Annotated in this window: 17 protein-coding genes and 1 pseudogene; 2 read left to right on the plus strand and 16 right to left on the minus strand. The window is 40.6% G+C overall.

All coding sequences use genetic code 11. The features are described 5' to 3' along the window. Nucleotides 1-3: 3 nt before the first annotated feature. The 16 genes and pseudogenes from D8797_RS04240 to D8797_RS04320 all read right to left on the minus strand — a co-directional run bounded on the left by D8797_RS04240 (nt 4) and on the right by D8797_RS04320 (nt 13,945). Complete coding sequence (locus D8797_RS04240; protein WP_185780837.1) at nt 4-585, minus strand: LURP-one-related/scramblase family protein; 582 nt, start codon at nt 583-585, stop codon at nt 4-6. 138 nt (nt 586-723) lie between these two features. Beyond that, the gene (gene prsA / locus D8797_RS04245; RefSeq protein WP_005592327.1) at nt 724-1,800 is read right to left on the minus strand and encodes a peptidylprolyl isomerase PrsA; all 1,077 of its coding nucleotides are present in this window, start codon (nt 1,798-1,800) and stop codon (nt 724-726) included. A gap of 110 nt (nt 1,801-1,910) precedes the next feature. Further along, nucleotides 1,911-2,594: an O-methyltransferase gene (locus tag D8797_RS04250; RefSeq protein WP_125379385.1), complete on the minus strand. Its 684-nt coding sequence runs from the start codon at nt 2,592-2,594 to the stop codon at nt 1,911-1,913. Nucleotide 2,595: 1 nt separating this feature from the next. Next, nucleotides 2,596-4,398 carry an oligoendopeptidase F gene (gene pepF / locus D8797_RS04255; RefSeq protein ID WP_125379386.1) on the minus strand — a complete coding sequence of 601 codons (1,803 nt, stop codon included), beginning with the start codon at nt 4,396-4,398 and terminating at the stop codon, nt 2,596-2,598. A gap of 160 nt (nt 4,399-4,558) precedes the next feature. Then, nucleotides 4,559-4,867 carry a hypothetical protein gene (locus tag D8797_RS04260; protein WP_125379387.1) on the minus strand — a complete coding sequence of 103 codons (309 nt, stop codon included), beginning with the start codon at nt 4,865-4,867 and terminating at the stop codon, nt 4,559-4,561. 74 nt (nt 4,868-4,941) lie between these two features. Continuing rightward, a complete protein-coding gene (locus D8797_RS04265) occupies nt 4,942-5,334 on the minus strand; it encodes a hypothetical protein (RefSeq protein WP_260471205.1) in 393 nt (130 codons plus the stop codon). Further along, nucleotides 5,313-6,902 carry an Mbeg1-like protein gene (locus tag D8797_RS04270; RefSeq protein ID WP_125379388.1) on the minus strand — a complete coding sequence of 530 codons (1,590 nt, stop codon included), beginning with the start codon at nt 6,900-6,902 and terminating at the stop codon, nt 5,313-5,315. The genes D8797_RS04265 and D8797_RS04270 overlap by 22 nt, the downstream gene beginning before the upstream one ends. A 1-nt stretch (nt 6,903) precedes the next feature. Next, nucleotides 6,904-7,287, minus strand: coding sequence for a DUF1310 family protein (locus D8797_RS04275; RefSeq protein ID WP_002902670.1), 384 nt, complete (start codon nt 7,285-7,287; stop codon nt 6,904-6,906). Nucleotides 7,288-7,454: 167 nt separating this feature from the next. Further along, nucleotides 7,455-7,840 (minus strand): annotated as a pseudogene (locus D8797_RS04280) (DUF1310 family protein). Between the two features lie 200 nt (nt 7,841-8,040). Further along, nucleotides 8,041-8,172 carry a hypothetical protein gene (locus D8797_RS10370; RefSeq protein ID WP_260469264.1) on the minus strand — a complete coding sequence of 44 codons (132 nt, stop codon included), beginning with the start codon at nt 8,170-8,172 and terminating at the stop codon, nt 8,041-8,043. Between the two features lies 1 nt (nt 8,173). After that, entirely contained in the window at nt 8,174-8,566 is a 393-nt protein-coding gene (locus D8797_RS04290; RefSeq protein WP_125379389.1) for a DUF1310 family protein, read from the minus strand. Nucleotides 8,567-8,882: 316 nt separating this feature from the next. Further along, on the minus strand, nt 8,883-9,269 hold the full coding sequence (locus tag D8797_RS04300; protein WP_125379390.1) for a DUF1310 family protein: 387 nt from the start codon (nt 9,267-9,269) through the stop codon (nt 8,883-8,885). 166 nt (nt 9,270-9,435) lie between these two features. Beyond that, on the minus strand, nt 9,436-10,386 hold the full coding sequence (locus D8797_RS04305) for a competence protein CoiA (protein WP_125379391.1): 951 nt from the start codon (nt 10,384-10,386) through the stop codon (nt 9,436-9,438). A 158-nt stretch (nt 10,387-10,544) separates the two neighbouring features. Further along, nucleotides 10,545-11,711: an MFS transporter gene (locus D8797_RS04310; RefSeq protein WP_185780841.1), complete on the minus strand. Its 1,167-nt coding sequence runs from the start codon at nt 11,709-11,711 to the stop codon at nt 10,545-10,547. A gap of 83 nt (nt 11,712-11,794) precedes the next feature. Beyond that, nucleotides 11,795-13,132, minus strand: a complete 1,338-nt coding sequence (locus D8797_RS04315; protein ID WP_125379393.1) for a D-alanyl-D-alanine carboxypeptidase — start codon at nt 13,130-13,132, stop codon at nt 11,795-11,797. Nucleotides 13,133-13,237: 105 nt separating this feature from the next. Beyond that, on the minus strand, nt 13,238-13,945 hold the full coding sequence (locus D8797_RS04320; protein ID WP_125379394.1) for a glucosamine-6-phosphate deaminase: 708 nt from the start codon (nt 13,943-13,945) through the stop codon (nt 13,238-13,240). 317 nt (nt 13,946-14,262) lie between these two features. Between D8797_RS04320 and queA the strand changes: the two genes are divergently transcribed. Then, complete coding sequence (gene queA / locus D8797_RS04325) at nt 14,263-15,291, plus strand: tRNA preQ1(34) S-adenosylmethionine ribosyltransferase-isomerase QueA (RefSeq protein ID WP_125379395.1); 1,029 nt, start codon at nt 14,263-14,265, stop codon at nt 15,289-15,291. A gap of 14 nt (nt 15,292-15,305) precedes the next feature. Continuing rightward, nucleotides 15,306-15,776, plus strand: coding sequence for an arginine repressor (locus D8797_RS04330; RefSeq protein ID WP_125379396.1), 471 nt, complete (start codon nt 15,306-15,308; stop codon nt 15,774-15,776). The last annotated feature ends 13 nt before the right edge of the window (nt 15,777-15,789 follow it).

Here is a 15,789-nt window from a genome sequence, read left to right on the forward strand (position 1 = left end):
ATATTATGATGAAGAACTTTCCAGCATTTCCACATAGTCAATGGCGACACAGAGGGAAATGACCAAATCTGAGTATGCCTCATCATAGACACTCACCTGATAAGTGGAGGTCAAATGGAAAAGTTCCTTGGTAATCTCTGCCACGACTTGATCGCGATCATCTAGTAATTTGAAATTCAAATCCCAGATATTACCCTCGATACGAAGGCCTAAATCATCAAACTCATACTTATCACGGAAGAAAGTCAGTTTCTTGCGAATATAAAAGCTTGTCCCGTCACTGAGCTTGATTTCAAACCGAGGCAAAAATGTTAGAAAGATTTTGCTGATCTGGCTAACTGTCTGTCCTTGGGCATCATAGATGGTGAAGCTCTTAGGAATCTGGAAAAATGATCCTTCTACTTGGTAATCTACATTACCTCGATCGTCCTTGATATCAAAGCGTTCGCCACCTAGGCGCAATTTTTGTTTGACAAGATAGGTCTTCATCGCTTTACCTCCAGAGTCAAGATAAAAGACAAGCTCTTTGTCTGAAGGGCGAAAAACCGCGGTACCACCTTCATTCAATGAACTTGTCATTCTCATTAGCTATTTAGTTTGAAACATGAGTAGCATGAATTTTCCTCTCACATGGCTCGCAGCACCGCCAATTCTCTGAGCTGAGATTTAGAAAATCAATTCTCAATAATTTTATTATACTGACTTCTTGGCTTTTCGTCAAGCTTATTCTGCTGCAGGAGCTGGGTTTTCTTCAGTATGAGCAGCTTCTGACTTGCTTTCTTCTGAGCTTGAAGCCCCAGATTTTGCTTCTTCCGAGCTAGAAGATTGTGATTTCTTTTCTTCTGAACTAGAAGACTGAGACTTGCTTTCTTCTTTAGACGATGAGCTAGAAGTATCCCCTTCTACATATTGGGCAAAGACATTTTGGAAAGCTGGATCCTTCACTTTCAGATTCGCTTCCTTCAATTCTTTAGAAATAACGGAACGAATAAAGCTTGCATCGTTTTGTTTTTGAGTCAGGATTCCTTCTTTTAGTTGCTTCTTGTAATCTGTCCATTTTGCAGATTTTTGAGTTTTCTTCACCAATTTAACAATGTAGTAACTTGCTGAATAGTTCTGCTTACCTCGTACAGTGATTACATCAGAAACGCCATTTTCTTCCAAAGCAAAAGTAGCTTTTTTAACGGCATCCGCAACTGTTGTTGAGGTTGAATCAAATTTCACCTCGCCGCCCTTATCTTTGGTGTCCTTGTCGGTTGAGTTTTCCTTGGCTAACTGACCAAAGTCTGCTCCCTCAGCCTTAGCTTTTTCAAGCACTTCCTTAGCCTTTTCTTCACTATCTACCTTGATAATTTGAGCCGTTACTTCTGGGGTATACGTTTCAAAGAAAGCCTTGTAGTTGTCATCTGTCAACTCTTTTTCAGCTGCTTTCTTAACAGCGTATTCAACTAATTTATTTGCGCGGATCTGATCTCTGTAGGCATCTTCTGTCATTCCGCTTTGAGCAAGAACATTTTGGAAAGCAGAACCATAAGCGGATTTCATTTTTTCAAAGGCTTCTTCAACCTCTTTATCCGTCACTTTTTTGCCATACTTTTCTTCAAAAACCTGCTTAATGGCCATTTGAAGCAAGACTTGTTGAGAGGATCCATTATTTTTTACTTGATCGTAAAATTCACTTACTGTGATTGTCTCACCTTTCATTGTCACAATATCTTTATCTTTTGCTGTTTGTGAACATGCTGCTAAAGCCACTACAGAAAAGAGAGTTACTGCTCCTGTAAGGATTTTTTTCTTCATTGTTTTATCTACTCCTTCAATAAATTCACTTTGTCTATTGTACCACAAATCCAACTTGATATCTTAATTTTTCCTAAAAATTTTTGGAATTTGAGAAAAAAGTGAAGGGATTATTTTTTTCTAATCATAAGCAGCCCATCTCCTAAAGGAAGCAAGCTCGCAGTCAAATCTGGACTGTCCAAAGTTGCGTCAAACAGGCTATGCAAGCCACGGTAAATAGCCCGCTGGCCACGCTTAATTTCCTCAAAAGGCTTGGCAACATCTCCGCCTTGGAAGACATCATCAATGAGGACCAGACCACCAGGATTGAGGCGCTTGAGGACTTGGGGCAGAAAGACCACATACTTGGACTTGGCAGAGTCCATAAAGACAAGGTCGTAGGAATCCTCCAGTGTCTCAAGCAAATCCACTGCATCGCCTTCCAGCAGGGTGATCTGCTGACGGCTGTCATATTTAGCAAAATTAGCCTTAGCCAGCTCAATCATCTCTGGATTGCGATCAATAGTCGTAATCTGAGCCTGAGGCGCATGTTCCGCCATCAAAAGGGCCGAAAAACCGATAGCCGTCCCGATTTCTAAAATCTTCTCTGGCTGCAGGCTTTCGAGTAGCAGGCGGAAATAAGCTACTGTCTCATGGGGAATCACGGGCACATTTTCAGCTCTGGCAAAATCCTCCAGCTCCTTGAGTCCACCAGAAACTGGCTGGAGTCGTTGTCTCATAAAGTCTACAATCTCTTCTTTGACCACTGGCCGACGCATATTGGGATTGGAATTTTGGTTATAAGTCTCGACCATCTTATGCCAGTCCCAACTTTTCTACTAAAGCTTCGAATTCGTCCAGACGACGCTCAAAGACAGCAAAAGCAGCATTTAGGTAGTCTTCTTTTTCCATATCTACACCTGCTTTTCTGATGACATTGAGCGGATAGTCAGAGTTCCCGGCTTTGAGATAGTCCAGATACTTGTCCTTGTCTTCCTGACTGCCATGGACAATCTTTTCAGCCAAGGCAGAAGCGGCTGCAAAACCTGTCGAATATTGGAAAACATAGTAATCGTAGTAGAAATGCGGAATCCGAGCCCACTCGTACTGAATCTGTGGATTATCTTCTTTTTTCAGTCCATAGTATTTCTCGTTCAAATCAGCGTAGAGGTCATTGAGAAACTCGCTGGTCAACACTTGACCTTCTTGGTCAGCCTTGTGGATAGCATGCTCAAACTCAGCAAACTGGGTTTGACGGAAGACCGTACCTCGGAAACCATCCAAGAAGTGATTGAGGATAGCAAAGCGGGTTGCATCATCTTCTACTTCTTCCAAGAGCTTTTCTGTCAGAATATTTTCATTGGTCGTTGAAGCAATCTCAGCTAGGAAGATAGAATAGTCTCCATAGACATAAGGCTGGGTCTCACGGGTGTAGCTAGAGTGCATACTGTGGCCTGTCTCGTGCACCAAGGTAAAGAGATTATCCAGTGTATCCTGCCAGTTGAGCAACATAAAGGCATTGGTATCGTAAGAACCGCCTGAGTATGCCCCTGAGCGCTTACCTTGATTTTCATGAACATCAATCCAGCGCTCTGAGAAGGCTGTTTTCACTCGGCTCAGATAATCCTCACCCAGAATAGCCAAAACTTCCTCAGACTTAGCCAAGGCTTCCTCATAAGTGAACTTGTAGTCTGTCTCTGACAAAGGTGTGTACATATCATACATCTTCAAGTCAGAAATGCCTAAAATCTTCGCTCGCAAAGCGATATAACGCTGCAAAAGAGGCAAATGCTTATTAACAGCTGAAACTAGGCTATCATAGACACTTTCTGGAATAAAGTCCGCTGACAAGGCTGCTTCACGGGCAGATGAAAACTTGCGGACTTTCGCATTGTAATTGTGAACCTTGACATTGGTCTGCAAAGTCTTAGCATAGGTATGCTGATACTGCTCGTAGACGCTGTAGAGAGCCTCGTAAGCTTCTTTGCGGACCTCTCGGTTCTTAGACTCAACCAAGGTGATATAGTTACCGTGGCTAAGCTGAACTTCATTTCCGTCTTCGTCATGCACCATCGGAAAGACGATATCTGCATTATCCAAGATAGCAAAGGTTTCGCCTGCTGCCCCAAAGATTTCACCAGCACCAGCCAACAGCTCCTCTTCGCGCTGGGTCAGGATGTGGGCTTTCTTTTTCAAAAGCTTGTCAAAATAATGCTGATACAGCTGCAAGGCTGGCTGCTCAGCCAAGAAAGCTTGGTACTGATCTTCTGTAATCGCCATAAATTCGGGCTCATAGAAGGCAAAGCTTTGACCGAATTCGCTATAAAGAGTCATCCCCTTAGCCTGATATTCTTGATACTTAGCCACACGAGTATCCTGGTCATTCTTCATGTGAGCATAAGAATAAAGCTTTTCAATCCGGCGCATCAAGTCCAACTGGATTTCCGTCGTTGTCAAAAGACTGTCAGCCGAATCCAGCAAATGCCCAGCCAGACCAGCTGCTTTCCTCACTTCTTCTGAAACCTGCGCCAACTCCGCTTCAAAGGCTTCATCTGTTGGGAAAATGGTTGTCAAATCCCAAGTATATTTTTCTTCAATTTCATTTCTTTGTTTTGCCATAGAAATTTCCTCCATCTTTTCTATTTTATCATAAAAAGCCTATTTTTATAAAACTCAAGTACCAAAATAGCATGGTAGATAAATAGATATACTTCACTTAAAAAGCTCTCCACATCCAATTCCTGATCAATCAGGACTCGAATCCAAGAGAGCTCAATTATTAAATTTCTTTATATTTTTCACTATTTTCTTTTATGACGGTCACAACTTTCTTAGAGAATTGGCCTTTCATTGAGTCATCTAACTGATCCGCAGCTACTTTCACACTTTCCTGAACAGTCTTTGCAACATCGGTAAAAAGATTATCATATGTGCTCTGCATCCTGTCCCTTTGAGCTAGTAAGAGCGGAGCTAGGACATTTGTTATAATTTGCTTTTCTATTGTTTTCTTGATTTCTAGCAAATCAATCGTTTTGGATGATGAAAAATAAGTTCTTACTGGTTCTGATCCTGATTCTGTTATAAACATAAACTTTTTCCTTTACTCTAACTATGTTCAATCTTTTGCCTATTATTTTTATTCACTAAAGCATCTGTCGTTATTCATTTAGATTCACGAAGACGGCGATAGTTCTCTTCAATATCCAACTCTAATCGACGTCTCTGTCTTGAGAAGTTTTCTACCAATTCCTCATCTTTCAAATCTAATTTTTTCAACTGGTCATTACTGGCTTCATCCGCCATTATATCATAGGATTCTATATACCGATTTAGAACCTGCCATTCAACACTAGTATCCCACTCCTGTCTCCGTAAAATTGCAGCCGCCATTTCATACTCTTCTTGAAGCATATCAGAAAAAGCCCTTTTCTTAGACATAAGAATATCTCGCTCCTTCTCAATCTTCAAGCGTTCCCGCTGAAGCTCCGAGTAGAGCTCTTCCATCTCTTTTTCTTTTTGGATGATATCCTGTCTCATTGCTTGATTTGGTTCCATTGCTCAAAATCTCCCGCTAATACCTGATCCTTGTCCAATAGTTGCTGAATGCCAGCACTAAGCTGCTCTGTTAGAGATGTAAAGCTCGTTTGAAGCGCCTGAACCTTGGACAAACGGCTGTCAAAGTGGGCTTTCAAGGACATGACCAAAGATTGGTAATCTGCTCCTCCATCCTGATAAGCTGTAGCCATCTCATCTGGACTAAGACTAAAGCCCCACGGAACTTTGTGCAACTCATCTGCTAGAATTTCGGCTTCTCCAACAACTTGATCTCTAGCTTGCTGTAAAGTTTTATATCCTAACTTAGCCACATTTACTAGATTTTGTGCAGTTGCTTGCGCTTGGACACTGTCCAGATAAATTTTTTCGTTACCGCTAAATCCTCCCTTCGATAAGTACTTTTTCATGTTCTGATAGGGAATCATATTTGCTTTGATAGTATCTTGAATGGTAATCTTTCCTGTCTCATCCATGAGCACAAAGTTTTTATTTTTATCATAGATATACCCCTTCATCATATGCTGGTCATCAATGCTTTTTCCGATAGTTTTAATATGACGGACGATACCAGCTGCATTTTCACTACCAGATAAGCTGTAGCCTAGGCTGACAATGTCTTTATGATCGATATGATTGAAGATCTTGTACTTAGCGCTATCCAGTCGTGCCTTCTGTTCCTTGGTCAGGAGAGGATAGATATTAGGGCCGTTATAGATGTGAACCGTACCAATATGGCGCATCTCCTCCTCGGTCAGACTGGCAAGAGCATACTGGATATCCATCGATCCCAAAGAATGTCCGTAAAGGTCAATCTTAGCATTGGGATATTTACGAATGGTTTCCTTGAGGTGCTTAGCAGCATCCTCAAACTGAGCGGGCGGAAACTTTTGAGTCAGTTTAAGACCGCCAGCAGCTAGCATAATCGGTGTAGAGGTAACACCTGTCACTACGGCTCCGCCAAAGATACCTGCACTATTTGACAGAACATCCTTCCTTAGCTCATTGAAGGGATTTTTATTTAAAGAATTAAGCCCCCTCGTCACAGCCTGACCAACATCTTTATTAAAGAATCCGACCGCATCTCCTATATTATTGCTAGCATCTCGATCTGCCTTATCCAGCACTTCCCGGCTTTTCTGAGTGATGATATTTTGGGAATGGCGATAAACAAAAGGGGTAGCATGTTCCACTGCACCGACAGGACCCAGGCGGTGGGCCGCCGTCACAAAGTCTGTAGGCAGCCAATCCGTAACAGTATCATGGAGTAGCTTAGGAGTGTCCGTCTTGGTCTGAGAGCCCTGCATCATGACTGTCACATCCTGCACCTGAGCACGCTCAGCATCCGAAGCTGAGTAGGGAACTGGAGATTGTTCAGGGCCTTTACCATTATTTGTAAATACAAATACTTGTTCTTCATGGCCGTTTACATTGTCGTAAATTTGGGAGACATTACCGATATATCCATTTTCGCCTTTAATTGAGTGGTTTTCTCCTACTTTTAAAGGTCTATATTCCACCATAGCAGCCTCAACATTTTGTTGATCTGTGTAGTTCTTATTATTAGCCATATTATTCTCCAATTAACTGACTTAATTCCTGGGAAACGCCATAACTGACTACTTCATAATTACCTGCTTCTTCTTCCTGAACAGTCATGTTAATATATAGTTTTTCGTCCCCGTTAATTGTTATGTATACATTTAATCCTCCCATAGGATTATATTCTAACATTTCCTTTTTAATTTCATAGGTTTTAATCTTTCCTTCTGGTGTCAAAGCTTTGGGATCCAATTCCCTAAGAAGAATTTTCAAGGCTTTCTTCATCTTTTTACTTTCTGAAATCTGAAGAATTTCTTCTTTTTCTGACCGACTGTTTAACATACCACAACCTCCTAGAATCATGCCTGAACTGAGTGTTACAATACTCAGAAAAATAATAACTATTTTCTTCATGATAGCTCCTTTCACTTCTCATCTTTGCTAAAGCTGGAGCCTTAGCAAAAATGGGAAACTAGATTTAGATTAATGTTTTACATTGATTATTATACTATTTTTATCGAGAACATGAAAGCGGAATCATCGGAGATTCATAAATATAAAATGCTTTATCATACGTCATCTCATTCTCCCCTCAACTTCTTTACAAGCTCACCAGAAATTACGTACCCTGTATGTTCTAGCTTACCATCAGACTCTTCCATCAATGTTGTGGTAATTGTTAATTCCGGGTCATCGTTTATTATAAGCTCAACTATTAAGCCACCCATTGGATTATATTTAAGATTTTTTTCATTTATTGTATATTTTTTTATTATCCCCTTTTCTGTCAGTGCTTCAGGATCTTTCTTCCTTAACATTTCCTCAATTAACTTTTTAGATTTCTGACTCTCTGCAATCTGAATCATTTCTTCTTTTTCTGATGACTGTTTAGCATACTACAACCTCCTAAAAACATAGCTGAACTGAGCGTGATGACACTCAGAAATATTACAAAAATTTTCTTCATGATAGCTCCTTTCGCTTCTCATCTTTGCTAAAGCTGATACCTTAACGAAAATGAGAAACCAGTTTTAGATTAACGTCTTATATTGATTATTATACTATTTTTCCAAAGAATATGAAAACGCAATCATTGATAGAAGTTCGTAAAGATAGAAAATTGCTCCTCATTGCCATTTACATTATCATAAATTTGGGAGACTGTGCCTAAATAATCCCCCCCCCTTTTACATCATATTGTTTACCAACATACATACTCCTATACTCATATAAAGCAGTCTCAACATGTTGTTTATCTCTATATTCGCTACCATCAATAGGGTTTTTATAATCAGGCATATTACTTTTCTCCTCTAATTAGCTCGTTAAATTCCGGAGACATGCCATAACCACCCGTCTCGTATTCGCTAGTAGTTGAATTTTCTTGAAAAGTCATGTCTAATTCAAACTTCTTATCATCATTAATTATTAAATAGATGTCTAATCCTCCCATCGGATTGAAATCTAATTTATTCTTTTCAATTTTATACGTTTTAATCTTCCCCTCTGGTGTCAGAGCTTTAGGATCCAGTTCTCTCAACTCTTTCTCAATCGCCTTCTTCATTTTTTTACTTTCTGAAATCTGAATCATTTCTTCTTTTTCTGACCGACTGTTTAGCATACTGCAACCTCCTAAAATCATGCCAGAACTGAGCGTGATAATACTCAGAAATATTACAAAAATTTTCTTCATGACAGCTCCTTTCGCTTCTCATCTTTGCTAAAGGTGGAGCCTTAACAAAAATGAGAAACTGGATTTAGATGAATGTTTTATATTAATTATTATACTATTTTTCTCAAGAATATGAAAACGGAATCATTTTTAAAGATTCGTAAAGATAAAAGCCTGTTCTTCATTGTCATGTACATTATCGTATACCTGAGAAAGATTACCAATGTATCCATTCTTACCTGCTATTGAGTAATTTTTCCCAAATTCTAATTCACGATACTCTACCAAAGCTGCTTCAACATTTTACTTATCATTGTACTCTGCATTATTAGCCATGTTAATCCTCTCCTAATAACTCACTCAATTCTTGTGGAATACCATATGATACAACCTCATATTCTCCAGTATCTTCTTCTTGAACAGTCATATCAATATTCAAAACTTCATTCCCATTAATAATTATGTAAACATTTAGTCCACCCATGAGATTATAATCTAACTTATCCTTTTGAATTTCATAGGATTTAATCTTTCCTTCTGGTGTCAAAGCTTTAGAATCTAAATCTTTGAAAAAATTTTCCAAGGCTTTCTTCATCTTTTTACTCTCCGCAATCTGAATCATTTCTTCTCTTTCTGACCAACTATTTAGCATACTACAGCCTGCTAAAATCATGCCTGAACTGAGCGTGATGATAGTCAGAAATATTACAAAAATTTTCTTCATGACAGCTCCTTTCGTTTCTCATCTTTGGTAAAGTTGGTTGGACTAGTCAAAATTAGGATTTTGGAATATCTAACCTATTACTTTATTATACAGGATTTTCAAATATTCTTAAATTCAAAGTATAGGCAAAAACTCTCTTCTTCATCAATAGGAAGTGGAATAACATTTAAGAATCTGCTCTCCTCCTCGCATAAAATACTGGTGGATAGATAATTTGAAGCTGCTTATTTTTTTCAGCCTGATAATAACGATGAAAGTGCTGGTAATAGGACGTCAAGTCTCTTGTTATTTGGCAAAAGGAACTGGCTTGGACAGGCCGAACCTGCGGATAAAAATCCTCAGCTGACTTGGTCAGAAGATTGTCTCCTTTCTGATAGAGCTGGGCTTGGAGCTTCATCCATCGAGGCTGCTGGTAATAAAGCTGCTGACGAACATAGCGACAAATCTCTGGATCTTGCTTAGCCAGATAACTTTCTAGCCCCTGCTTCTGAAAGGGACTGCGCAAGACGGATAAAAGACAGCCTTGACCAAAAGGAAAGGATTTGACCTTGTACTGAGCTCGCCCATGCAAGTCCTCGTGAATGAGATATTTAAGTCGAAGTTCCTGCTTTCTCTCATCCAATTCCCAAAGATGAAAGCCCATATTTTGACTGAAATAAAGAAAGTCCTTTTGCAGTTTCGTCAGCGACTGTTTTAACCATAATTTCTTGCCCAAAAGCCAGAGGACCTGATAGCCATGCTGACGATAGGACAGCGTCCTTTCCTCAAGTCTTTCCTGACTGAGAGGACTGCATTGAACCTCCAGCGCTATGCGGCCATCTATCAAAAGGTCAGCAATCTGCCTTATCTCAGGTAAAAAAGCCTCCACCTGAATCTCTTGACTTTGCTTCCCCCAGCTATAAAGGCCAGCTTTCAAGTTCAAATGCTCCGCACTTTCATTTTCCGCATAAAATGAGCAATTTTCAAGAGAAATATGAGCAAAATGCGTTCGCATGACCCTTCCTTTTTTGAAGCGGACCGCTCCCGAACAGGCCGGACAAAAGAGTTGTTCGCCTAGAGACGGCTGCTTTTCCATCGCATTCAGCAAAATCCCCTCTTCATTTTTCGCAAGTAACATGAGCATTTCCCTTTCAAAACAATATCTTTTATATCTTTATTCGTAATTAAAACACCAAAGAGAGGGCTTGTGAAATGGAACGAAGTATTATTTACTCTCTCACTTATGTAATCTCCCTAAACAAAAACGAGCTGAAAAGTTTCCAGACTCGCTTTTTCTTATCCAAATAAATTCTGATTCTTTTTTTCAGGAACTTTCAAAAAGAGAGCAAGCAAGAGCACTAGACCTATGATCGCTGCCAACATGAAATTCATACTACCATAGCCAAAACGATCTAAGATAGACCCTGACATATTCTGGATGAAAATTGTTCCTAGATTTCTCCCTGTCTGTAGTAATGCAAAAGCGGTCACCAAATATTTTTCATCCACCAAATTTGCTACGATGCGCAGACTAAGCATAGTCAGTACCATGCCAGAAGCATGCTTGGAAAGCAGAGTGACTACGATTTTCGAACCCAAGCCAAAGTTTAAAGCATAAACCGCATACTGAAGAAGCATCATACCTAAGCAGATATAGAGCAACTGTTTGACAGCTATCTTATCCATGAAAAGGTAGGAATAAAAGATCAAGGGTGCCTCACAGAGTACAGAAACTGCGACAACAGTCGTTGCCCAATCAACACTCAAGCCACTGGATTCTAGCATGGAAGGAATATAGGTATGCCCTGTATTGCCCACACCAGAGTATAGGGCAACAAGGAAAAGATAAAAAAGATAAGTTCTGTTTTTAAGTATAGCTGAAAAGAGCGAATGGCCTCGTTTTTCAGTCTTTTTAGTTAATCTATCTCGCTTGGGATTCATGCCAAGAACTCCTAAAATACTCAGCATCATAGTCCCGATAAAGACCAGATAGATGGCCTGGGGAGAAATATTCTTATAAATCAAACCTGCCAGCTGTGAACCGACGGCATAACCGATTGTTCCCCAAATTCGGATTTTCCCATATTTATAAGGACTTTGGGTTGCTAGTACATCCATCACGGTACCCACTCCATTGATGAGCATCAAGACAAAACTGTACCAGATGGCCAAGAGCCATAGATTATCGGCCTCCATAAAGAAGATGTCTCCTAGGATAATCAGGAAAAAACTGATAAGCGAAACTCTCTTGATGCCAAGCGTATCAGTTAACAGCCCCATGATTGGCTGAGCCAGCATGGAAGAAAAGAAAGAAGCTGATACGACGATAGATACTTGACCAGCCGTGTACCCCTTATCCAGCATATAAACGGATATCAAGGTTGAAAACAATGAATTGGATAGAAAATAAAAATTATACATCAAAAAATAAGCCAAATAGCTATTAGAAAACTTTTTTCCCATCATCAAAACCTCTCCAAAAATAGAATAAAACCCAGTTTTTAGGAACTGAGCTTTATTTCAGCTTGCAAGCTAAATGCAATCAATTATTTATTTTTCCTAGCCCTTGCTTTAGCTTTTCTCGATTTCCGATTCTCGATATAGAAAATCAGGACAATAATGACAATTGGCAAGGCAATTAACCAGCGGTTGCTCAGCAAGTCACTATACCAAGTTTTATTATTTTCTTTCTTAGTGACTTCTTCCTTGGCAGACTGGGTGACAGAAGCATCTACTTCCTCCACTTTCATCTCATCAGAGATTTTTGGAGAGAGCGTGTACAGATCATTTCCAGCCTTCAAGACACCATTCTCAACTACAGGCTTTGCCTTCGCATCTTTTTTGATTGTCGCATAAAAATCCTCTGGCAGATTGTAAGTTTTTCCATCAATCTCCTGCTTCCCTTTAGAGAATAATTTCTTGTACTCATAGTCAGCATAAGATTTTTCGATCAAGGCATTTCCAAATGGGTGGCGATAATATTCACCGTCTTGGTCAGACCAGTCGCCAACGCCCATGATAACCCCAATCACGCGCTGATTTCCACGCTTGACAGTTGCAATGTAGTTGAAGGCACCGTTCGGACTTGAGCCCGTCTTCAGACCATCTACTCCCTCCAAAGCGTAGCGAGCACCCGGCAATGAGTAATTATAAGTCTCAAATGTTTCTTCATAAGGCGTGCCAGCCTTGACAGTTACTTTAGCCTGATTGGTATAGTTTAAAATATCTGGATAGTTCTTTACAAAATTATAAACTAGAATCCCTAAATCACGCGCAGTTGTTTGATTACTAACATAATTGTTATATCTCTGAGGAGTATAGTAACCTTTGAAGGAAACCGCCGCAGCACCGCTGGCATTAAACCATTTGGTGTTGGCCATGCCTAGTTCCTGCGCTTTCGCGTTCATCTTATCCAAGAAAGCATCGGGATCGTTATCTGACAGGTAATTCGCCAGCATCACTGTTGTTGCGTTAGAGGATGGGACAACAGTCATGGTAATCAGCTCAGAAACAGTATAATTGACCCCAGCCACGATTTTATTATTGGAAATTTCATAAATTCCCGCAACAGCCTGATCTTGCGGCGTCGCCTTAATCACCGTATCTAAACTGAGTTTTCCCTCTTTAATGGCTTCAAAAACCAAGTACAAGGTCATGATCTTACTCATGCTGGCTGGGTCTCGAACCTCATCGATGTTATCCTGCCACAGGATATCTCCCGTATTTCCGTCAATCATCAAAGATGACTTAGGGCGATTGATTGCTTGTACATTTTCATTGGGATACATTTTTCGTGCCATATCTACCAATTCATCTGCCGCAGCAGAAAACGGTGACAGAAAGGCAGATAAAATCAGTCCAAACACCAAAAATTTCTTCTTCACATTTATCCTCCAAAAAAATCATTCCTAACTAGTATACCATATTTTTAACAAGGTTTTTGATAAATATAAAAAATCCTACCTAAAAATTAGATAGGAAATAGATTGTTAGACTTCTAATAAACTCAGAGCTTCTTTATCTGCGATAATCACGACATCTTCATGGCCTTGAAGGCTACTAGCTGGCAAAGCTTCTGTCACCTCACCTTGGACTGTTCCTGCAATTGCTTGAGCTTTAGAAGCGCCATAGGCAAAGAGGATGATTGACTTCGCATCTAAGATATTCCGAATTCCCATTGAGATAGCTTGGGTCGGTACGTCCTCAATCTTCTCAAAGAAGCGAGCGTTCGCTTGGATAGTTGATTGCTGCAAATCGACGATATGGACAGTGCTATCAAAACTAGTTCCTGGCTCATTAAAGCCAATATGACCATTGGTGCCAATTCCCAAAATTTGCAAATCTACTGGGTGGTCAGCCAAGACTTGGTTGTAGCGTTTCACTTCTACTTCCGAATCTTCTGCTACACCATTTGGCAAAAAGCTTTCTTTGAAAGGCTTTTTATTAAATAGCTGCTCATTCATAAAGTAACGGTAAGACTGGGGATTATCTTCTGAAAGTCCCACATACTCATCCAAATTTACACTGGTCAGCTCTGATAAATCTAGGTCACTGGCAATGATTTGCTTGTAAAACTCAATCGGACTACTTCCTGTTGCCAAGCCCAATGTTTTGGCCCCCTGAGCCAACTTCTCTTTCAAGATTTCTAAAGCTACCTTTGCGCCTTCTACCTGATTCTCAACACGAATAACTTTCATTCTGTTCTCCTATTTTTCTTGATTGATTCCTTATTTTATTATATGGTATAGACCAATTTTTGTCAAGTAGATTCTACTTAATTTTTTCAAATTTTACTGAGAGACTTAGCGTCAAATCATGGTATAATAAAAGCATGCTATTACCAATGATTATAATCTTTTTACTAGGAATTGCCCTTTTTACCGCTGGGCTTTTCTTAAAAAAACATCTCGGTTGGCAACTAATTTTTTTATGCCTGGGAATTTTCTTTATCAGTATTCCCTTTTTGCTTGCCGCCTACTATATTTGGATCATGAGAACTATTTAGGGAGATAGAATGAATACTGCTGATTTTGATTTTTACTTGCCGGAAGAATTGATTGCTCAAACCCCTCTGGAGAAGCGAGACTCTTCTCGCCTGCTCATTGTAGACCGGGAAACTGGCCAGTTTAGTGACCAACATTTTGACAATATTATTGACCAACTTGAGCCAGGTGATGCCTTGGTTATGAATAACACCCGTGTCCTGCCAGCCCGCCTTTATGGAACCAAGCCTGAAACCGGCGGTCATGTAGAACTCCTACTCTTGAAAAATACCCAAGGAGACTTCTGGGAAGTCCTAGCCAAGCCAGCCAAACGACTCAGAGTCGGAACGCGTGTTTCTTTCGGCGATGGTCGTTTGACTGCCACTGTAACAGAAGAGCTGGAGCACGGTGGACGGATTGTTCGCTTTGACTATCAGGGGATTTTCCTAGAAGTCCTAGAAAGTTTGGGTGAAATGCCCCTGCCACCTTATATCCATGAGAAGCTAGAGGATCGTGAACGCTACCAGACAGTCTATGCCAAAGAAAACGGCTCCGCCGCCGCTCCAACCGCTGGCCTCCATTTCACAGAGGAATTGCTGGATAAAATTGCGGCAAAAGGCGTTAAGCTCGTCTATCTGACCCTGCATGTGGGGCTTGGAACCTTCCGTCCCGTATCAGTTGACAACTTGGAAGAGCATGAGATGCATTCCGAATTTTATAGCTTGTCTGAAGAAGCAGCTGAGACCCTGCGTCAAGTCAAGGCAAGCGGCCACCGCATCATTGCTGTCGGCACCACTTCTATCCGAACACTGGAAACAATCGGCAGCAAATTCGATGGTCAAATCCAAGCCGACTCTGGCTGGACCAATATTTTTATCAAACCAGGCTATCAGTGGAAGATTGTCGATGCCTTTTCGACCAACTTCCACTTACCAAAATCAACTCTTGTCATGCTGGTATCAGCTTTTGCTGGACGCCAACTGACACTGCGAGCCTATGAGCATGCTATCGCTGAGCGCTATCGCTTCTTTAGCTTTGGCGACGCTATGTTTATCAAATAAATACAGGTGAATCTATGAATAAAATCGAAAGTAGGCACCGCCTCATCCGCTCCCTCATCATGGAAAAAAGGGTCCATACCCAACAGGAACTCCAAGAACTTCTGGAAGCAAACGGCGTCATTGTCACCCAGTCTACTCTCTCTCGTGACATGAAAACTCTCAATCTAGTCAAGGTGACCGAAAACGACAGATCTTACTATATCATTAATAGCATCGCTCCCTCTCGTTGGGAGAAAAGACTGCGCTTCTATATGGAAGATGCCCTGGTCATGCTCCGCCCCGTTCAGCATCAAGTCGTCATGAAAACCTTGCCCGGACTGGCCCAATCTTTTGGTGCCATTTTAGATGCTCTAGAGTTGCCCCAGATTGTTGCTACCGTCTGTGGAGACGACGTCTGCCTAATCATCTGTGAAGATAACCAAGCTGCTATCGATTGCTTTGATAAACTCAAAGAATTTGCCCCCCCATTTTTCTTTAGTAAATGACAAAAGAGTTGGA

This window comes from Streptococcus cristatus (genome assembly GCF_003944225.1).
Classification (GTDB): domain Bacteria; phylum Bacillota; class Bacilli; order Lactobacillales; family Streptococcaceae; genus Streptococcus; species Streptococcus cristatus_K.

What these genes read in the sequence shown, in the direction of transcription:
- D8797_RS04240 (WP_185780837.1), bottom strand. Translation starts at nt 585, where the DNA reads ATGAGAATGACAAGTTCATTGAATGAAGGTGGTACCGCGGTTTTTCGC.
- prsA (WP_005592327.1), bottom strand. Translation starts at nt 1,800, where the DNA reads ATGAAGAAAAAAATCCTTACAGGAGCAGTAACTCTCTTTTCTGTAGTG.
- D8797_RS04250 (WP_125379385.1), bottom strand. Translation starts at nt 2,594, where the DNA reads ATGGTCGAGACTTATAACCAAAATTCCAATCCCAATATGCGTCGGCCA.
- pepF (WP_125379386.1), bottom strand. Translation starts at nt 4,398, where the DNA reads ATGGCAAAACAAAGAAATGAAATTGAAGAAAAATATACTTGGGATTTG.
- D8797_RS04260 (WP_125379387.1), bottom strand. Translation starts at nt 4,867, where the DNA reads ATGTTTATAACAGAATCAGGATCAGAACCAGTAAGAACTTATTTTTCA.
- D8797_RS04265 (WP_260471205.1), bottom strand. Translation starts at nt 5,334, where the DNA reads ATGGAACCAAATCAAGCAATGAGACAGGATATCATCCAAAAAGAAAAA.
- D8797_RS04270 (WP_125379388.1), bottom strand. Translation starts at nt 6,902, where the DNA reads ATGGCTAATAATAAGAACTACACAGATCAACAAAATGTTGAGGCTGCT.
- D8797_RS04275 (WP_002902670.1), bottom strand. Translation starts at nt 7,287, where the DNA reads ATGAAGAAAATAGTTATTATTTTTCTGAGTATTGTAACACTCAGTTCA.
- D8797_RS10370 (WP_260469264.1), bottom strand. Translation starts at nt 8,172, where the DNA reads ATGCCTGATTATAAAAACCCTATTGATGGTAGCGAATATAGAGATAAA.
- D8797_RS04290 (WP_125379389.1), bottom strand. Translation starts at nt 8,566, where the DNA reads ATGAAGAAAATTTTTGTAATATTTCTGAGTATTATCACGCTCAGTTCT.
- D8797_RS04300 (WP_125379390.1), bottom strand. Translation starts at nt 9,269, where the DNA reads ATGAAGAAAATTTTTGTAATATTTCTGACTATCATCACGCTCAGTTCA.
- D8797_RS04305 (WP_125379391.1), bottom strand. Translation starts at nt 10,386, where the DNA reads ATGTTACTTGCGAAAAATGAAGAGGGGATTTTGCTGAATGCGATGGAA.
- D8797_RS04310 (WP_185780841.1), bottom strand. Translation starts at nt 11,711, where the DNA reads ATGGGAAAAAAGTTTTCTAATAGCTATTTGGCTTATTTTTTGATGTAT.
- D8797_RS04320 (WP_125379394.1), bottom strand. Translation starts at nt 13,945, where the DNA reads ATGAAAGTTATTCGTGTTGAGAATCAGGTAGAAGGCGCAAAGGTAGCT.
- queA (WP_125379395.1), top strand. Translation starts at nt 14,263, where the DNA reads ATGAATACTGCTGATTTTGATTTTTACTTGCCGGAAGAATTGATTGCT.
- D8797_RS04330 (WP_125379396.1), top strand. Translation starts at nt 15,306, where the DNA reads ATGAATAAAATCGAAAGTAGGCACCGCCTCATCCGCTCCCTCATCATG.